Raw genomic sequence first — 18,810 nt, 5'->3', positions numbered from 1 at the left:
CCGGGTACCCTACGGCACCTAGACTGCGCTTATGGATCGCGGTTCCGGGCAGCACAACGCCGCGGGTGTGCCCGGCCTGCTGCAGATCGAGGACTGCCTGGACGCCCGGGGCGGCGTCGCGTTGCCGCCGGGCGTCACGCTGATATCCCTGATCGACCGCAACGTCGCGAACGTCGGTGACGCCGTCGCCTACCGCTACCTCGATTACAGCCGCGCCGAAGGGCAGGCCGTCGAGGTGACGTGGACCCAACTCGGCATCCGACTGCAGGCCATCGGCGCGCGCGTGCAACAGGTCGCGGGCCGCGGTGAGCGGGTCGCCGTCCTCGCGCCGCAGGGCATCGACTACGTCGCGGGTTTCTACGCGGCGATCAAGGCCGGGACCATAGCGGTGCCGCTGTTCGCGCCCGAACTGCCCGGCCACGCCGAACGTCTCGACACGGCGCTTCGGGATTCGGAGCCGACGGTGGTGCTGACCACAACGGCGGCCAAAGACGCGGTCGAGAACTTTCTGGTCGGCCTCCCACACCTGAGAAGGCCGCGGGTCCTCGTCATCGATCAGATACCCGACTCGGCGGGGGAGCTGTTCGTCCCCACCGAACTCGGCATGAACGACGTCTCGCATCTGCAGTACACCTCGGGCTCGACGCGGCCCCCGGTCGGCGTGGAGATCACCCACCGGGCGGTCGGCACCAACCTGGTGCAGATGATCCTCTCGATCGACCTGCTGGACCGAAACACCCACGGCGTCAGCTGGTTACCGCTCTACCACGACATGGGCCTGTCGATGATCGGCTTTCCCGCCGTGTACGGCGGGCACTCCACGCTGATGTCGCCCGCCGCGTTTGTCCGGAGGCCGCTGCGCTGGATCCATGCCTTGGCCGCCGGGTCGCGGCAGGGCCGGGCGGTCACCGCCGCGCCGAACTTCGCCTACGAGTGGACCGCGCAGCGCGGCCTGCCCGCGCCGGGCGACGACGTCGACCTCAGCAACGTGGTGATGATCATCGGCTCCGAACCGGTCAGCATCGACGCGATCAGAACCTTCAATAAAGCGTTCGCGCCCTACGGATTACCGCGCACAGCGTTCAAACCGTCGTACGGCATCGCGGAGGCGACGCTCTTCGTCGCGACCATCGATCCCGCCGCCGAGGCCTCGGTCGTCTATCTCGACCGCGAACAACTGGGCGCCGGCCACGCGGTGCGCGTCACGGCGGATGCGCCCGGCGCCGTGCCGCAGGTGTCGTGCGGTCAGATCGCGCGCAGCCAATGGGCGGTCATCGTCGGCCCCGATACCGAGACCGAGCTGCCCGACGGCGAGGTCGGCGAAATCTGGTTGCGGGGAAACAACATTGGCCGGGGCTACTGGGGCCTGCCCGACGAAACCCGGCGAGCGTTCGGCGCCACGCTGCGATCGCGGCTCGACGAGGGCAGCCACGCCGAAGGCTCGGGCGCCGGGGGCACCTGGCTGCGCACCGGGGACCTGGGCGTGTATCTCGACGGCGAGCTCTACGTCACGGGCCGGATCGTGGATCTGATAACGATCGGGGGCCGCAACCACTACCCGCAAGACATCGAGGCCACCGTGGCGGACGCCGCACCGATGGTGCGTCGTGGATACGTGACCGCGTTCTCCATACCGGCCCACGACACCGACCAACGACTGGTGATCGTCGCCGAACGTGCCGCGGGCACCAGCCGCGACGACCCGCAACCGGCGATCGAGGCGATCCGCCAGGCGGTGTCGCACCGACACGGCGTGGCCGTCTCCGACGTACGCCTCCTGCCGGCGGGCGCCATCCCGCGCACCACCAGCGGCAAACTGGCCCGCCGAGCCTGCCGCGCCGAATACCTCAGCGGGACATTGGGTGTGCACGCATCGGGGCCGCGTTGAGGGTGGGTGACTTTGTCCTCTTATTAAGGTCGCGGTGGTCACCGACTCGCACCTCGGGGATGTGGCCGAGCGTCTGGGGTCACACTTTGTGTCGGCCGAGATCCGCCATTTCCCCGCCGGTCAGGTCGAGCAAGCCCGACAGTGGACTATCGGCGGCTCGTAATCCCTTGAGCCGCAAGGCTAGCCGGCCTCATGGGTAGGAGGTGTCCGGCCGTCGATCGCAATGTCGGAGCCGGCCCTCTAGTGTGTCGGTCATGGGCAAATTCAGCAGGACCGAGATCGAGCAAGCAGTCGGGAACTACACGACCGTCGTCGAGGGGTGCAGCGCTTCGGGCGACTGGCGGCCTTTCGCGGATCTCTTCACCGAGGATGTCGTCTACACCGAGCATCATTACGGCGTCTTTCGCGGGCGGGAGGCGGTGCGGGACTGGATCGTCGCAGTCATGGCGCCGTTCCCACACATGCGCTTTCCCAACGACTGGATCGCCTACGACGACGACAATGACGCCGTCGTCGTCATGATCAAGAACCTGCTGGACCATCCCACCGACCCGGGCGGCGAGCCGTTCTGGTTCCCCAACTGGACCCGGCTCGTCTACGCCGGCGACGGCCTGTTCTCCAGCGAGGAGGACATCTACAACCCCAACCGGGACGCGCCCGGCGTGATCGCCGCCTGGATGCAGGCCGGCGGCCAGCTCGCCTCGACCGAGATCCTGCAGCCCAACACCTAACCCCGGGGCGTCAGCGCTTGCGGCCCACGCGATTTCGCCCGCGCGAACGGACCGCCGCCAGCGCCTGGTCCCAGGCGAGCAGGGTCGTGGCCGTCAGATTGGCCGACGTGACGCCGTCCCTGGAAAGCAACGCCGTGGCGGCGGCTTTCGTGGCCGCCGAGGCCTTCGACATGTGGCCGGAGTCGAACGGTGGGTGCGGGTCGTATTCGATCGCGAGCTGGATCGCCTTCGCGCGGCCTTCGCCGCCGATCTGCCCGGCCAGCCACAGCGCGAGGTCGAGCCCGGCGGACACGCCCGCGCTCGTGACCAGGTCGCCCTCGCGCACGACCCGCTCGTCGGCGACCGGGATCGCGCCGAATGCCTTCAGCGCGGGAAGGGTCAGCCAGTGCGACGTGGCGCGCCGGCCCTCGAGCAGGCCGGCGGCCGCCAGGATCACCGAGCCCGAACACACCGACGTCGTCCAGGTGGCGGTCCGGTGGGCCTGTCGCAGCCACTCGAGCAGCGTCTCGTCGCGCGCGTGCACCAGGGTCGAGAGGCCGCCGGGCACGAGAATCACGTCGGGCGATGGGGTTTCGGCCAGCGAGTGGGTGGCCCCGATGACCAGCACACCCGAGTCGGCGGTGATCGGCCCGGGTTCGTGCCACACGAACCGCACCTCGGCCCCCGGCAGGTTCCGCAGCACCTCGTACGGGCCGATCATGTCCAGCGCGGTGAATCCGGGGTAGGCCGCGAAGGCGATCTGGGTCATCGGCGTCGTCCTTTCTGGTTACGCGAAGGCCTTGCGGTACTGGTCCGGCGAAATGCCAACGCGGCGAATGAAATTGCGCCGCATGGTCTCCGCGGTGCCGAAGCCGCACCGCGCCGCGATCGCGACGACGGTGTCGTCGGTCTCCTCCAACTGCCGGCGCGCGGCTTCCGTGCGAATCCGTTCCACGTAGTGGCCGGGCGCCTCGCCGACCTCGTCGGTGAACACCCGCGTGAAATGCCGCGGGCTCATCGCCGCCCGGCGGGCCAGCTCGCCGATGCTGTGCGGGCCGCCCGGTTCGGCCTCGACGGCCTCCTGCACCCGGCGGATCGGCGTCCGCTTGGCGCGCGGCATCCACACCGGCGCCGCGAACTGCGTCTGCCCACCGGGGCGGCGCAGATGCAGCACGAGCCAGCGGGCGACCGTCTGCGCAACCTCGGTGCCGTGGTCGTCCTCGACCAGCGAGAGAGCGAGGTCGATTCCCGCGGTGACGCCCGCGGCCGTCCATAGGGTGTCGGAGCTGCGGACGAAGATCGGGTCGGGATCGACGTCGAGGGAAGGGAACTCGCGGGCCAAACGCTCGGCGAAGGCCCAGTGGGTGGTCACCCGGCAGCCGTCCAGCAGCCCCGCTTCGGCGGCGAGGAACGCCCCCGTGCAGACGGTGACGGTGCGGCGGGCTTGTCCGGTGGCCGCCTGGATCCAGGCCACCAGCTCGGCATTCGACCGTGCGGCGTCGACGCCACCGCCGCCGGGCAGCATGACGGTGTCGATCGGGTCGCCCGGGTCCGGCAGCGGCGACGCCACGAAGGCCAGGCCGGTGGCGGTGGTCACCGGTCGCCCGCCGGCGGAGGCCACGACGACGTCGTATCCGCCGCCGGTCAGCAGCGACGCGCTGGTAAACACGTCGTGCGGCCCCACCACGTCCAGCGCCTGCACGCCCGGAAAGCCGACGATCACCACCCTGCGGGTCATGAACTCAGTGTTGGGCAGACGGGTGCATGTCGTCTACGCCGGGGGCCCCACGATTTAGGACATGCCGACCTGCCCCAAGGCGTCCGCGCCGGCCTTGGCAGACTGTGGCCATGGCACAGATAACCTTGCGTGGAAATCCGATCAACACCGTCGGCGAGCTTCCTGCCGTCGGATCCAAAGCCCCGGCCTTCGCCTTGACCGGCGCCGACCTGGGTTCGGTCAGCGACGACCAGTTCAGCGGTAAGCCCGTGGTGTTGAACATCTTTCCGTCCATCGACACTCCGGTATGCGCGACGAGCGTGCGGAAATTCAACGAGCGCGCCGCCGCGAGCGGGGCATCCGTGCTGTGCGTGTCGAAGGACCTGCCGTTCGCGCAGGCGCGATTCTGCGGCGCCGAGGGCATCGAGAACGTCAAAACGGCGTCGGCGTTCCGGGACAGCTTCGGCGAGGACTACGGCGTCGGCATCACCGACGGCCCGATGGCCGGGCTGCTCGCCCGGGCCGTCGTGGTGGTCGGCGCCGACGGCAACGTCGCGTACACCGAGCTGGTGCCCGAGATCGCGCAGGAGCCCGACTACGACGCGGCCCTGGCCGCAGTGGGCTGACCCCCTTAGCCGCGCTCTAGCCGCGAGCCCCCTTAGCCGCGAGCGTGCGTGTTTGCACACGACACGCCGCGCGCGGACGTACAACTGCGCACGCTCGCGGGCTAGCGCGCACGGCGATTGCCTACCTCGCCGGCCCCAGTCGATCCGCCGTGGCGGCCAGCACCTCGCGGCACCCGGTCCACATCCGTTTGATGATGTCGGCGGCCGGCGGGAGGTCGTCGATCCGGCCGGCCACCTGGCCGGTGTTGGCGACGCTGGCGTCCATGTCGCCGTCGAAGTAGAGTCGCTGCACGCGTTGCAACGCCTCACCGCCCTCTTCGAAAGACCTTGAGCGGTCCAGTTTTTCGGCGGCAGAGGTGCGGATCACCCGCATCATCCGCTTACCGTCGAGGGGGAGTAGCACCGTCGACGTCTCGTCGGCGCGCACCACCGCCTGCTTGAGGTTGCTGTGCACCGGCGACTCCGCCGAGGCGAGCAGCCGCGTGCCCATCTGCACGCCCTCGGCGCCGAGAACGAAAGCGGCGGCCATGGACCGCGCGTCGCAAATGCCTCCCGCCGCCACGATCGGCACCTCGACATGCGCCGCCACCAACGGCAGCAGCACCATCGTCGAGGCGCCGAACCGGTTCTTGAACCCGCCTCCCTCGACGCCCTCGACCACGAGCCCGTCGACGCCCGCGTCGACGGCCTTCTTGGCCGCGGCCAGGGTGCCCACCACGTGAAACACGGTGATGCCCGCGTCGTGCAGCCGGCCGGTGAACAGCGCCGGGTCGCCGGCCGAGGTGGTCACGAAACGAATGCCGTTGGCGACCAGGAGATCCACGACGGCCGGGTCGCGGTTGAAAAGCAGCGCGATGTTCGCGCCGACGGAACCGTCGGTGAGGTCGCGCACGCGCCGCAGGTCGGCTCGGCCCTGCTCGGAGGTGGTCTCGACGATGCCCAGCGCGCCGGCGTTGGACACCGCCGCGGCGAGCTGGGCGCCCGCGATGTAGGTCATCGGCGCCTGAATGATCGGGATGTCGACCTTCGCGAGTTCGCAGACCCGGTTGGGCGCGGTGCCGGCCATCAGCCGCGCGGGTCGATCAGGTCGCGGAAGCTTGCGGCGGGGTGGACGGCCGCGCCCAGGCCGGCGACCCGATTGGTCAGTTCTTTGTCCGACGTCACGACCCGGATTTCGTGCGGGCGGGCGTTGGCCTGCACCAGCCGGACGATCTCGTCGTCGGCCGAGTTCGCGGCCGCCCTGGGCGCATACGCGACCTCGATCACCGACGAGGTGAGGGCCGTTGCCGGCGGCCGCTCGAACACCACGGTCACGTGGCCCCCTTGAGTTGATGCCCACCGGTCGAGGCTTTCCACCAGCGATGCCATGGCGCGGCCGCGGTCCTTCCACCACCCGTCGGGACGACTCCCGATCACGTTCATGCCATCGACGATCCACCGCACAAACACACGGTAGGGCGCTGGCCACTCGACCCAGAAGGCGCCCGCCCGAACGACTCAATCGGTGGATCCTGGTGGCGGTAATCCCGGCAGCCAGGCGGAGTGGCCCTCGCGGATTCCCCGATCTATCTCGTCCCTCAGGCCCGGGCTGCCGGCTGGAGCTGCCTCTTGGCAGCCGCAGGACAGGGTGCCGAAGGGATCCGGCTCGGTATCGTCCGGGTCGGCGCTCGCCGATGCCGCTCCGCCGGCACAAAAGCCGGCGGCGATGGCGGCGCTGACCAGTACTTTCCTCATTACGTGGCGGCGCTGAGTCATCAGACCATTCTCCTCTCTCGAAACGAAACGGTGGGGCTTCATTACCGAGAAGGACGCTCCGGGAGCCCGATCGGCTTCACCCAGAGGCACGCGACCGTAGAGTTATCGAATCCGCCACTCGATGAGGGGAATGCGCCAATGACGTCGCTAGCCGACACGGATGACCTGGTCGTTTCGCTGGCCCGCGGCATGCGGGATCTCGTCGCGGCCGAAGCCGCCGAATCCGAGCGGGCGCGCACCCTCACCCCGGCGATCGTCGACGAGATGTGGGCCTCCGGGCTGATGTCCGCGTTCAACCCCGTCGTCGCCGGGGGTGTCGAGCCGTCGTTCGCCGAGATGATCGAAGCCTGGATCGAAATGGCTTGGCAGGACGGCTCATTCGGATGGATCGGAATCGCCAACCTCCCGTCGTCCTTCGCCGCCGCGGCCTACCTGCCCGACGAGGGTTTCGCCGAGGTGTTCACGGCGCACGACAACCGCGTCACCCTGGGCGGCCAGTTCTTCCCCAACGGGCAGGGGACCGCCGTGGAGGGCGGTTATGTGGTGAACGGGTCGTGGAACTTCGGCTCGGGCATCGGCCACTCGCAATACATCGCGGCCGGGTTTTTCCCGATGGTCAACGGCGAGATGCGCTGGATCAGTGAGGGTTTCCCCGAGATGCGCGTCGCCGTGGTGCCGCGGGACCAGATCAGCTTCGACGACGGGTGGCACGTGCAGGGGCTCAAGGGAACCGGGTCCTACGACTACAGCGCCCAGGACGTGTTCGTGCCGTCTAGCCGCACCTTCGAGCTGTTCGTTCGTGAGCCGCACCGCGGCACGTCGCCGGCCACGCGGATGGGCCTGATGCCGGTCACCGCCGCGGGTCACGCGTCGTGGGCGTTGGGCGTCGCCAAGAGCATGCTCGACGACGTCCAGGAACTGGCCGCGACGAAGTTCCGGATGAGTGACATGGCAGCGCTAGCCAGCCGCCCGACGTTCCAGAAGGGGCTCGCGCATCACCGCGCGGCCTGGCGCGCCGCCCGTCTCCTGGTGCTCGACGCGTTCACCACCGCCGAGGTGACCGTCGCCGCCGGGGAAGATCTGACGCCGTCCCTGCGCGCGGATATGCGGGTGGCCGCCGTCTACGCCACCGACACGGCCCGGGCGTGCGCCGAGTGGGCCCATCTGGTCGCGGGAACCAGCTCGATCCGCGAGGGCACCCGCCTGGAGCGGGCCTTCCGCGACATGTACACCGGGACACAGCACGCCTTCATCAGCGAGAAGGTGGCCATCGACGTCGCGCAGATATGGCTGGGCATCATCGAGGACCAGCCGGGGCTGTGAGCCAGCTTCTCCGCCGGGCGGCTTGTTGACTCTGCGGCCACCAGGCAAAAGTGCGAGTAGGGTGCCTGGTCAGCGCAGAGTCAAAATCGCGGTGGCGCCTACAGCAGGCGCTCGCCCGGCTGCCCCTCGGCGGGTTCATCGCCCTCTTCCTCCCGGTCGAGCGACGTGAGCCCCGGTCCGGTGGTTCCCGTTGACGCCATCGAGCCGATCGAACTTAACGGGGCGGTGCCCGCGCTCAGCGCGGTCGACGCGGCGTTCGCGGCGGCCGGCACCGTGGTCGAAGGGTTGGCCGCGACGCCCTCGACCAGGTTGGCCATCAGCGGCGTGCGGGCGGCCGATCCGGCTACCCCGGGCAGCGCCTCCGCGCGCAACAGTCCTCCGGCGTTCGCCACTCCACCCGCGAACGCCTGGCCGGCGAATCGGCCGCCGCCCGCCATCAACGCGCCGGCGGCCTCGCCGTCGACCTGCGAGTACATCCGGGCGATGTCCGCCACCGCCGCGCCCGCCCGGGCAAGCTCCTCCTGCGCGGCGGTGTTCAGCGCCAGAATCGCCTCGGCCTCCGCCGCGAACGCCGTCGCCGCCTGCATCGAGACCTCTTCGGCCCCGGCCGGCGCCAACGCGGTCAGCGAGGGCAGCGCGGCGGCGCCGGAGCCCAGGCCGCGGCTCGCGGCATCAACCAATCGCGACCCGATGGCGACGACGGCCGGATCAATGGACATCGATTCCATGTGCAGACTGCTCCTGTACCGCCGTCCCCCGGGATGTCACCCCGGGTCCCGCCGCGCTGGACGTTGACCCAATTCTAAGGGCCGATCGGCGGGCCTCGCCGCACCAACCTGGCGCGAGCACAATGCGCAAAACCGCGCAATCGTCGCTTATACCGACTATCGCCCACAAGCGCGACACCGGTGCCACCGCGCCGTAGGTTCGGTTTCAGCAAATAGCCGAATACACCGCACGAACGCAGCGCAAAGGCCAATTCACGCTAGCGCGAAAGACATTCGCGAATAGCCATCGAATAGCCCGCCCGCGCGCCGCGCCGGAAAACCGCGGCATCGCACAGACGAGGACGGGGAAAATGGTCGCACTGGGAAGCATTAACGGATGGCAGCCGGCCGACGGTCCAGTTACCACATGGATGGCCTCGCCCGCGGCCCGCGAGACCGCGCGGAACGCGCCGAAAAGCGATCTAGCACCGAGTTACCAGCGGGCCCGGCACCTCCGGGCGGCCCGCGAGTGCCAAGCGATGGGCAAGCAGCTACCCCGGCTGATGGTCGTGGCCTGGGATATTCCCGGCGTGTGTGACATTCCGGCGATGACGGCGACGATCAATGCGCATGTCCGCCGCCACGACGCCTACCACGATTGGTTCGAATTCGACAACGGCGCCTTTGTCCGCCGGGCGATCGACGACCCCGAAGCCATCGATTTTGTTCCCACCGAGTTCGGCTACATGAACACCGAACAAATACGCGCGCATGCCTTGACGGCGACGCCGGAGACGCTGGAGTGGGATTGCTTCACGTTCGGCATCGTCCAGCGCACAGACTCCTTCACGTTCTACGCCAGCGTCGACCACCTCCACATCGACGGCATGTCGGCCGGCCTGATCTTCTTCGAGATCCACCTGACGTACCAGCACCTGTCGCAGGCCCTGGGCGCGCCCGCCATCCCCCGGCAGGTCGCGAGCTACCGCAGCTACGCCGCGCGGCAGCACCAGAAGGCGGCGGCCTTGACCCCGTCTTCCCCCGAGATCAGGGGCTGGGTCGAGTTCGCGCGCGACACCCGCGGCGACTGGCCGAGCTTCCCGCTTCCGGTCGGCGACACGGGCGCCAGCAGCAAGGGCGACTTCGTGACGGCCGACTTGTTGGACGCCGCCGCAACGGAGTCTTTCGAAACCGCGTGCCACGCCGCCGGTGCCCGGTTCAGCGGGGGAGTTCTGGCGTGCGCGGCGCTGGCCGAGCGTGAGCTGACGGGCACCGAGACATATCACGGTTTCGCGCCATACGACACGCGGACGCCGGGCATCGACTCGATGACCGTGGGTTGGTTCGCCAACCTGGTGCCGGTCACCGTGCCGGTCGCCGCCGGCTCGTTTTCGGAGGCGGCCCGGGCGGCGCAGAGATCGTTCGACGACGCCAAGGACCTTGCCGGCGCACCCATCGAGCGAGCGCTCGAGCTGGCGCGTCAGTTGGGGATCAAGCCGCCCACGCCTCGCTCAATGATGGTGTCGTTCATGGATCTTCGCAAGATACCCGCCGCCGCCTTGTTCGAGCAGACCAACTTCGGCACCTACGCCGACGATCTGTCGCACGGCGGGATCAACATGTGGATCAGCCGCCAGGCCGACAAAACCACGGTGACCATCTCTTTTCCGGACAACGCGCAAGCGCGTGAGTCGGTGCATCGCTACATCGCGGTGTTGACCCAGACGTTCGCGCGCGCCGTCAAGACCACCTCGGACTGGGTGGATGCCGTTGCGGTCCACGCGAATTCGAGCCACGGCATACCGGTCATCAGCCTGTAACAACGAAGGGAATCAGCACCATGAACAACGTATTGGATCTGTTCGACCAGGCCCTCTTCCGCTTCGAGGAGGCGACCGGCGTCACCAGCGTGGGGCAGTGCGTCTGGGTGTACAACCGCGCCGTCGACATCGACGGCCTGCGCCGGTTCCACCGCCACCTTCAGCAGGGGCGGCTGTCGCGCCGCATCGAACGCTCGCCGCTGCCGTTCGGCCGTCACCGCTGGGTCTGGCCCGGCGACGAGTCCGACCTCGAGATCGTCGCCACGCCCCGGCCGCGTGAAGAATTCGACGCCTGGCTCACCGAGCAGGCCGCGACGCCGTTGGACGCTGAGCACGGACCCGGATGGCACCTCGCGGTGCTCCCGTTCACCGACGGCGGCGCGGGGGTGAGCCTGGTCCTGCTCCATAGCCTCGCCGACGGCATGGCGGGGTGTCTGGCGGTGGTGGAAGCGGCCTGCGGCTACGACAGCGCCATCGACTGGCCCGCCGCCGGGTCACGCCGCCGCTGGCAGGCGCTGCGCGACGACGCCCGCCAGGCCGCGCGCGACATCCCGGGCATCGGCCGCGCCCTGGTCGCCGCGACCGCCGCGGCGCGGCGTCACCGCGACGCCGGGCAGGCCAGCCAGCCCCCCGCGCTGACCGCCGGCCCGGACCAGCCCGTCGCCATCCCGAAGGCGACGATCTTCATCGACGCCGACGAGTGGGACGCCCGCGCGGATGCGCTCGGAGGCACCAGCAACGCGCTGCTCGCGGGGCTGGCCGCCCGGCTCGCCCAGCGGAGGGGACGCGTCACCGCCGACGGCTCGGTCACCCTGGCGATACCCGTCAGCGAGCGCACCGCGGACGACACCCGCGCCAACGCCGTCTCGAACGTTGACGTCACGGTCGACCCCGCACCCGCGACGACGGACCTGCGCGGCATCCGCGCGGCAATCAAGCAGGCGCTGATCCACCGTCAAGGAGCGTCCGACGAGCGGTGGGTGCTGCTGCCCCTCGTTCCCCTGCTGCCTACGCGGGTCGCCAGGCGATGCGTCGGCGTGGCCACCGGGAACGCGACCGGTGTCGTCTCATCCAACCTCGGTGCCGCACCCCCGGCCGTCAACCGGCCAGACGGCACGGACGCCGACTATATCGCCGTGACGTCTGTTTACCCGGGTATGACCAGGGCCACGATGGAACGCACCGGCGGAGTGCTGGCGCTGCTGTCGGGAAGGGTGCACCAACAGGTCTTCGTCTCGGTCCAGGCGTACCAGCCGGGACGTCCCAACTCGAACGACGAATTGCGTCAAGCCCTTTCGGGTGCGTTGGACGACTTCTCGCTCGACGCGACCGACGGCTGGCCGTGCCCCGAGCCAGAGAATACCACTGCGGCCCAAGCGAATTCGACGTAGCGCGCCGCACCACTCGGCACGTCGACCGACAGACAAGGATTTCGGAGAAATGAACACCACACTCGATCTGTTCGACCAGACCTTCTCGAGCTTGGAGCGGGCGACCGGGGTCCTGGGCCTGCTGCAGTGCGTCTGGGTCTACGACCGCGCCGTCGACATCGACGGCCTGCGCCGGTTCCACCGCCACCTTCAGCAGGGACGGCTGTCGCGGCGCATCGAACGCTCGCCCCTGCCGTTCGGCCGCCACCGCTGGGTCTCGCCCGGCGACGCCTCCGACCTCGAGATCGTCGCCACACCCCGGCCGCGTGAAGAATTCGACGCCTGGCTCACCGAGCAAGCCGCAACACGGTTGGACGCCGAGCGCGGACCCGGATGGCACCTCGCGGTGCTCCCATTCACCGACGGCGGCGCGGGGGTGAGCCTGGTCATCTCGCACGGCCTCACCGACGGCATCGGGCTGTGCGAGGCGTTGGCCGACGCGGCTAACGGCCGCCGTGATCCGATCAGCTGGCCCGCCGCCGGGTCGCGCCGGCGGTGGCAGGCGCTGCGCGACGACGCCCGCCAGACCGCGCGCGACATCCCGGGCATCGGCCGCGCGTTGGTCGCCGCGGCGCGCTTGGCGCGGCGCAACGGCGGCGCGGAATCCGCGACGCGGCCATTCGACGGGCCACCCGCGCCGGACGAATACGCCATCGTCCCAACGGCAACGGCCTTCGTCGACGCCGACGAGTGGGACGCCCGCGCGCACGCGCTCGGCGGGACCAGCAACAGCCTGCTCGCGGGGCTGGCCGCCCGGCTCGCGCAGCGGGTGGGGCGCGTCACCGCCGACGGCTCGGTCACCCTGGTGATGCCGGTCAACGAGCGCACCGCGGACGACACCCGCGCCAACGCCGTCGTGAACGTCGGCATCACGGTCAACCCCGCGACGACGGACCTGCGCGACATCCGCGCCGCGACCAAGCACGCGCTGATCCACCGTCACGACGCCCCCGACGAGCGGTGGGAATTGCTGCCCCTCGCCCCGCTGCTGCCGCGGTCGCTGGTCAGGCGGATGGTCGGCGTGGCCGCCGGCGGCGCCACCAGCGTCGTCTCGTCCAACCTCGGTGTGGTCGACCCGGCCACCTACCGGCCGGACGGCACGCACGCCGACCACTTCGCCATCAAGGCTCCCCACCCCGACGCCACCAAGGCGACCATGCACCGGCTCGGGGGAATGTTGTCCTTGCTCTCGGGAAGGGCGAACGGGCAGGTGTTCGTCTCGGTCGTCGCGTACGACCCGCGCCGCCCCAACTCGAATGACGATGTGCAAAAGGACCTTTCGGCGGCGTTGAGCGACTTCTCGCTTGCCGCCACGATCGGCTGGCCGTGCCCCGAGCTGGTGAGCGGGCCCCGATAGGCACGAAGCGGGCGCGAGCACAATGCGCACAACCGGGGAATCGTCGCTAAATCCGACTATCGCCGACAAGCGAGACACGGGTGCCCGCCGCGCCATAAGTTCGGTCTTGACCGCATCACCGAAACGAATTGCCGCCCGCGCGAAAGTCATTCGCGGCCCGATGCACCGATGAAGGGTTTGATCATGTCCAAAGACCGAAACACCTCGATGGGCATCGGCGCGTTTGGGCTGCTCGGTCGCCTCGTCGTGCGCGCGCCGTGGCTGATGATCGCCGCCTGGGCCGCCGCGGTGGCCGTGCTGGCCATCGCCTTCCCCCCGCTGACGAAGGTGGTCGAAAGCCAGAAGCTGCAGCCGCTGCCGCCCAGGGCCATGGCGGCCACCGAACAGATGGCCAAGGATTTCGGCGAATCCGCCCAGAACGTCCTGATCGTCGTGCTCACCGACGATCGCGGCCTGCAACCGGCCGATGAGAACGCCTACCGCACGCTGGCCGACACCCTGCGCGGCGACACCAACGACGTGACCGCCGTGCAGGACGTCGTTACCACACCCGCGCTGCGTCCGTTGCTGGTCAGCGCCGACAACAAGGCGTTCTACCTGGCGGTGATGCTGCGGGCGCCCGCCGGATCGCCCGAGTCCTCGGCGGCCTACCAACGGATCACCGACATCGTCAAGCGCTCCACCGCGGGCACGCCGGTGACCGCCGACGTCACGGGACAGGCGGCCATGGTCGGCGACATGTCGATCGTCACCGCCCGCGACATGCACACGACCGAGATCGTCACCGCATTGTTCGTGCTGATCATCCTGCTGGTGATCTACCGGCGACTCATGACCGTGCTGCTGCCGTTGATCACCATCGGGATCTCGGTGGCATCGGCCCAGGGCGTGGTCTCGGGGCTGACCCAGCTCGGGCTCGGGGTGTCCGCGCTGACGATCGCGTTGATGACGGCCATGATCTTCGGCGCCGGCACCGACTATGCCGTCTTCCTGATCAGCCGCTACCACGAATACCTCCGGTCCGGCGCCGACTCCGACCTGGCCGTGCGGAAAGCGCTGAGCTCGATCGGGGAGGTCATCGCGGGCTCGGCGGCCACCGTCGCCGTCACCTTCCTGGGCATGGTCTTCACCCGCCTGCCCGCGTTCACGAGTATCGGCCCGGCGCTTGCGGTCTCGATCGGGGTCGCGTTCCTTGCCGCCATCACCCTGCTGCCCGCCATCCTCGTGCTCGCCGGCCGACGCGGGTGGGTGGCACCGCGGCCGCCGCTCACCGGCCGGCTGTGGCAGCGGTCCGCCGTTCACCTGGTTCGCCGACCCAAAACGCATCTGCTGGTCAGCCTTTCGGTGTTGATCGCGCTCGCCGGCTGCGCGGCCTTCCTCCGGCCCACCTTCAACGACCGCCTGCAATTGCCGCGGACCGCGCTCAGCAACATCGGCTTTTCCGCGATGCAGCAACACTTCTCGACCAGCGCGCTGCTGCCGCAGTACATCTACGTCCGCTCGCCCCACGACCTACGGACATCGCGGTCCCTGGCCGACCTGGAACAGATGGCGCAACGCGTGTCCCAGCTGCCCGATATCGCCGTGGTGCGCGGCATCACGCGACCCAGCGGCGAGCCGCTCGATCAGGCCAAGCTCAGCTCCCAGGCCGGGGCGGTCGGCGACAAGCTCCAAGACGCCTCGACACAGATCGGCGAGAAAACCAACGACCTCGACTCGCTGACCGACGGCGCCGACCGGCTGGCGGCGGCACTGGCCCAGGTGCGTGACGAAATCCATGGCGCCGCCGGACCCGTGACCCAACTCGCCGCGACGCTGGCCCAGGCACAGCAGCAGCTCGGCGCGGCGGCGGGCCTGCTGGACGGCGTGCGCGGGCTCGCGAACGGCGCCGCACAGCCGGCGGTGGTCCCGACGCTCGCCGCCCAGCCGACGGTGCAGGGCCTGCGGGCGGGGGTGCAAAGTTTGAGCGCGCAGTTGGCGACGGCGGGCAACGGTCTGCGGGCCGCGGGCGGCGGCGCCGCCGGTGTGCGGCAGAAGATTACGAGCCTGCAGGCGGTTGCCGACCAACTGGCCGACGGCAGCCGGCGCGTGGCCGACGGCGTGCGGGCGCTCGTCGACCAGACCAAGAAGATGGGCCTGGGCATGAACCAGGCGGCCAACCTGCTGCTGTCGATGAAGCGCGGCGCTTCACAGCAATCCATGGCGGGCATGTACGTCCCGCCCCAGGTGCTCAACTCGGACGACTTCAAGAACGCCGCGAAGCTGTTCATCTCACCCGACGGGCAGTCGGCGCGCTTCCTCGTCGAGACCAAATTCGACCCGTTCAGCACGGCCGCGATGGATCAGGTGGCATCGATCCTCGACACGGCGCGTGGTGCGCAGCCGAACACCTCGCTCTCGGACGCGTCGATATCGCTGGTCGGAACGACGGCGATGTACAGCGCGATCCGCGGCTACTACGACGACGACGTTCGCCTGATCGTGATCGTGACGCTGCTCGTCGTCTTCGTCATCCTGATCCTGCTGCTCCGCGCGATCGTGGCCCCGCTGTATCTCATTGCCTCCGTGGTGATCTCGTTCATGTCGGCGATGGGCGTGGGAGTCATCTTCTTCCAGTTCGTGCTCCATCAGCCGATCTATTGGAACGTGCAGGCGACGGCGTTCATCGTGCTGGTCGCCGTCGGGGCGGACTACAACCTGCTGTTGATCACCCGGATTCGTGAGGAGTCACGCTCGGGCATCCGCTCCGGCGTCATTCGCGCGGTCCGTTCCACGGGCGGCGTCATCACCTCGGCCGGCATCATCTTCGCCGCCTCGATGTCGGGCCTGGTGTTCGGCAGCCTCTCGACGATGGTGCAGACCGGATTCATCATCGGGATGGGCATTTTGATCGACACCTTCGTGGTTCGCACCGTCACGGTGCCGGCCCTGGCGGCGATGCTCGGTGGGGCCAACTGGTGGCCCTCCAAGGCAACAGCGAAGCCGAGCGCCGCCAGGAACCGCGGCGAGCAGACGCAGACTCGCATGAATTCGGCCGGCGCTATGCGAGTCTGCGTCTGCTCGGCCCGCGACTAGCGCGGGGGACGGGTGGGCCGCTTGGCGATCGCCGCGAACTCCTGTTCGGGCCGGCCCGTGGTGCCGTACCGCAACCCGACGCCGACGTCGCCGCCGGCGGCCAGCGCCGCCAGATAGCGCTGGGCGGTTGCCCTCGATATCCCGATCGCTGCCGACACCTCGGCCGCCGACATCGGCTTCTCCGATGCGCGCAGCGCTTGCAGCACAAGCTGTTTGGTGGAGGATGCCGCGACAGTGGCGGGTGCGGGCGGAGCGACCCTGGGCCGCAACGCGTCCAGCGCCGCATCCACGTCGCCCGAGGTGAGGTTGGGGCCGGCCAGGATCTTGCGGTACCGCGCGTAGCCGGACAGCCGCGCGGCGAGCTCGGTGGTCGCGAACGGCTTGACCAGGTAGCTCACCGCGCCCGCCGACATGGCGGCGCGGATCGTGACCGCCTCGGTCGCCGCCGTCAATACCATGCTGTCGCCTTGCAATTCGCGGATGAAGTCGATTCCCGACCCGTCCGGCAGGTACACGTCGACCAGGGCAAGGTCGACGGCGGGCGCCTTTCGCGCGCCCTCGAGCGTGTTCACGGTGGCGGTCACGGTGAAGCCGGGAAGCGTGTTGACCACCTCGGCGTGCATGTTGGCGACGCGGAAGTCGTCGTCGACCACCAGCACCGTCAGGTCTGCGTCACCCATTGCGCCTCCTCAACCATCACGCCCGGCAGCCGGGCGATGAACTCCGCGCCGCGCAACCGCTGCTCGGCATTGCCCGGGCTGGCCAGCCGCAGGTCACCGCCGAGGGCGCGACTGATTTGGCGCGACAACGCAAGCCCGATGCCCCGCCCGCCCGGTATGCCCGAGTCCGGCTTGGTCGACCTGCCCTCGGTGAAGAGGTGCTCGACGAAGTCGGCCGCGACGCCGTCGCCGCTGTCGGCCACCGTGAGATGCAGCGTCGCACCCGCTTGCAACAGCTCGACTTCCACCTCTTTTACCGTGTTGCCACTCGTCCGGACCGCGTCTATCGCGTTGTCGAGCAAGTTCCCGACGACGGTGGTGACGTCGACCGGCAGCACGAGTCGACCTGGCACCCAGGTGTTTTCACCGATCGTGAGCGTCACTCCGGCCTCGCGGGCGGCGGCGCCCTTGGCCGCCAGGAACGCCTGCAGGTAGGGGTCGCGGATGGCGTCGATGCCCGGCAGCGCGGACCCCAGCGGGCCCGACCCGAGAAGCTCTTCCAGGTATTGCAGACCCTCCTCGACGTGACCGCCGTGCAACAGCCCGGTCAGCAGGTGCAAACGGTTGGCGAATTCGTGGCGCTGGGCCCGCAGCACCGTGCTCATCACCTGGACCGCGTCGAGCTGCCGGGTCAGCGACTCGACGTCGGTCCGGTCCCGCACCACCAAAACCGTTCCCAGCTGGCGTCCCTCGCGTGACACCGGCCGCGCCGAGACCACGACGATCCGTTCGCCCACCGTGGCCAATGTCGGGGTCGAGTCGGCCGCTTTGAACGCGTCGAGCACGCGCGGGGTCAACCCGATCTCGTCGACGTGGCGTCCGGGCTCGTTACCGATCTCGAGCAGCCGGCAGGCCTCGTCGTTGACGAAGGTGGTCTTCCACGACGTGTCGGCGGCCAGTACGCCCTCGCCGATGCCCTGCAGCACCGCCGCCTGACTGCGGACCAGCTCGGAGATCTCGGCCGGTCGCAAACCCAGCGTCAGCCCACGCCACCGGCGGGCCAGCGCCGCTGAGCCGGCGACACCGATCAGCAGGACAACGCCACCCATCGCGGCCAACACGCGCAGGTTCTTCGAAAACTGCTCATCGAACGCCTTGGTGGAGATCCCAACGAGGACCAGCCCCAGCACACGATCAGAACCGGGCTCCAGCACTGGGACTTGGGCGACTATCGACCGCCCGAAAGGGGTCAGTTCATGGAACGTCACCTCGTGCCCGCCCAGCGCCGGCGTGACATCGGCACGGACGTGGAGGCCCAACGTGTCGCGATCGGGAGCCGCGAGCTTGATGCCGCGCATGTTGGCGACGACCACGAACGACACATGCGTGCGCCGTTCAACGCGTGAGGCAATGCCCTGGATGGGGCCGGCAACGAGTTCGTCGACCAATGCGGGACTTGGGCTCAATGCGGCAGTGTCGTAACGCGAGATGTTGTTGGTGACCGTCGGCGAGGAAGCAACGACGCGGGCGATATCCAACGCATGCAGGTGGTACTGGCTGTCCAAACGCTGGCGATTGAAGACCGCGAACAATACGAACGAGATGATCAATGTCAGCGTCACGACGACGAGCTGCAACAGCAGTACCTGGGTGGCGAGTCGCAAGTCGATGCGACCCCTGGCGGCCATGAGAGAAGACCCTACCGCGCGAGTGAGCAGAATGCGCGAAAGTCCGGGGCTGGCC

Annotated in this window: 15 protein-coding genes and 1 pseudogene; 9 read left to right on the top strand and 7 right to left on the bottom strand. The window is 69.1% G+C overall.

Annotation, left to right across the window (positions count from 1 at the left end; genetic code table 11):
• Positions 1-31 precede the first annotated feature (31 nt).
• The 3 genes from G6N25_RS20725 (at position 32) to G6N25_RS20715 (ending at position 2,619) form a co-directional block, all read left to right on the top strand.
• A complete protein-coding gene (locus G6N25_RS20725; protein ID WP_083072559.1) occupies positions 32-1,888 on the top strand; it encodes a fatty acyl-AMP ligase in 1,857 nt (618 codons plus the stop codon).
• Positions 1,889-1,922: 34 nt separating this feature from the next.
• Entirely contained in the window at positions 1,923-2,051 is a 129-nt protein-coding gene (locus G6N25_RS20720; RefSeq protein WP_264055709.1) for a SpoIIAA family protein, read from the top strand.
• Positions 2,052-2,142: 91 nt separating this feature from the next.
• Complete coding sequence (locus G6N25_RS20715) at positions 2,143-2,619, top strand: nuclear transport factor 2 family protein (RefSeq protein ID WP_083072597.1); 477 nt, start codon at positions 2,143-2,145, stop codon at positions 2,617-2,619.
• A gap of 10 nt (positions 2,620-2,629) precedes the next feature.
• Here G6N25_RS20715 and G6N25_RS20710 read toward each other — a convergent pair whose 3' ends face one another.
• On the bottom strand, positions 2,630-3,367 hold the full coding sequence (locus G6N25_RS20710) for a DJ-1/PfpI family protein (protein WP_083072558.1): 738 nt from the start codon (positions 3,365-3,367) through the stop codon (positions 2,630-2,632).
• A gap of 18 nt (positions 3,368-3,385) precedes the next feature.
• Entirely contained in the window at positions 3,386-4,336 is a 951-nt protein-coding gene (locus G6N25_RS20705; RefSeq protein WP_083072557.1) for a GlxA family transcriptional regulator, read from the bottom strand.
• 110 nt (positions 4,337-4,446) lie between these two features.
• Here G6N25_RS20705 and tpx point away from each other — a divergent pair, with 110 nt between their 5' ends.
• Positions 4,447-4,941 carry a thiol peroxidase gene (gene tpx / locus G6N25_RS20700; RefSeq protein ID WP_083072556.1) on the top strand — a complete coding sequence of 165 codons (495 nt, stop codon included), beginning with the start codon at positions 4,447-4,449 and terminating at the stop codon, positions 4,939-4,941.
• A gap of 121 nt (positions 4,942-5,062) precedes the next feature.
• Here tpx and G6N25_RS20695 read toward each other — a convergent pair whose 3' ends face one another.
• Both G6N25_RS20695 and G6N25_RS20690 read right to left on the bottom strand, forming a co-directional pair.
• The gene (locus G6N25_RS20695; RefSeq protein ID WP_083072555.1) at positions 5,063-6,007 is read right to left on the bottom strand and encodes an NAD(P)H-dependent flavin oxidoreductase; all 945 of its coding nucleotides are present in this window, start codon (positions 6,005-6,007) and stop codon (positions 5,063-5,065) included.
• The gene (locus G6N25_RS20690) at positions 6,007-6,384 is read right to left on the bottom strand and encodes an NYN domain-containing protein (protein WP_083072596.1); all 378 of its coding nucleotides are present in this window, start codon (positions 6,382-6,384) and stop codon (positions 6,007-6,009) included. Before G6N25_RS20690 ends, G6N25_RS20695 begins: the two co-directional genes overlap by 1 nt.
• 450 nt (positions 6,385-6,834) lie before the next feature.
• Here G6N25_RS20690 and G6N25_RS20685 point away from each other — a divergent pair, with 450 nt between their 5' ends.
• Positions 6,835-8,019 carry an acyl-CoA dehydrogenase family protein gene (locus G6N25_RS20685; RefSeq protein WP_083072553.1) on the top strand — a complete coding sequence of 395 codons (1,185 nt, stop codon included), beginning with the start codon at positions 6,835-6,837 and terminating at the stop codon, positions 8,017-8,019.
• 434 nt (positions 8,020-8,453) lie between these two features.
• Here the strand turns inward: G6N25_RS20685 and G6N25_RS24530 are convergent.
• Positions 8,454-8,747, bottom strand: a pseudogene (locus G6N25_RS24530) (PE domain-containing protein); the annotation flags it as partial.
• A 350-nt stretch (positions 8,748-9,097) separates the two neighbouring features.
• Here G6N25_RS24530 and G6N25_RS20675 point away from each other — a divergent pair.
• The 4 genes from G6N25_RS20675 (at position 9,098) to G6N25_RS20660 (ending at position 16,408) form a co-directional block, all read left to right on the top strand.
• Complete coding sequence (locus tag G6N25_RS20675; protein ID WP_083072551.1) at positions 9,098-10,546, top strand: condensation domain-containing protein; 1,449 nt, start codon at positions 9,098-9,100, stop codon at positions 10,544-10,546.
• 20 nt (positions 10,547-10,566) lie between these two features.
• Positions 10,567-11,937 carry a hypothetical protein gene (locus tag G6N25_RS20670; protein ID WP_083072550.1) on the top strand — a complete coding sequence of 457 codons (1,371 nt, stop codon included), beginning with the start codon at positions 10,567-10,569 and terminating at the stop codon, positions 11,935-11,937.
• A 49-nt stretch (positions 11,938-11,986) separates the two neighbouring features.
• Entirely contained in the window at positions 11,987-13,333 is a 1,347-nt protein-coding gene (locus G6N25_RS20665) for a condensation domain-containing protein (RefSeq protein WP_083072549.1), read from the top strand.
• 183 nt (positions 13,334-13,516) lie between these two features.
• A complete protein-coding gene (locus G6N25_RS20660; RefSeq protein ID WP_083072595.1) occupies positions 13,517-16,408 on the top strand; it encodes an MMPL/RND family transporter in 2,892 nt (963 codons plus the stop codon).
• Here the strand turns inward: G6N25_RS20660 and G6N25_RS20655 are convergent.
• Complete coding sequence (locus tag G6N25_RS20655) at positions 16,405-17,088, bottom strand: response regulator (RefSeq protein ID WP_083072548.1); 684 nt, start codon at positions 17,086-17,088, stop codon at positions 16,405-16,407. The two genes, G6N25_RS20660 and G6N25_RS20655, sit on opposite strands and share 4 nt — an antisense overlap.
• Positions 17,070-18,755, bottom strand: coding sequence for a sensor histidine kinase (locus G6N25_RS20650; RefSeq protein WP_179961686.1), 1,686 nt, complete (start codon positions 18,753-18,755; stop codon positions 17,070-17,072). Before G6N25_RS20650 ends, G6N25_RS20655 begins: the two co-directional genes overlap by 19 nt.
• Between the last annotated feature and the right edge of the window lie 55 nt (positions 18,756-18,810).

This window comes from Mycobacterium heidelbergense (genome assembly GCF_010730745.1).
In the GTDB taxonomy this organism is placed as follows: Bacteria; Actinomycetota; Actinomycetes; order Mycobacteriales; family Mycobacteriaceae; genus Mycobacterium; species Mycobacterium heidelbergense.
The sequence above is the reverse complement of the archived record's forward strand: the minus strand, read 5'-3'. Positions and strand labels throughout refer to the sequence as shown.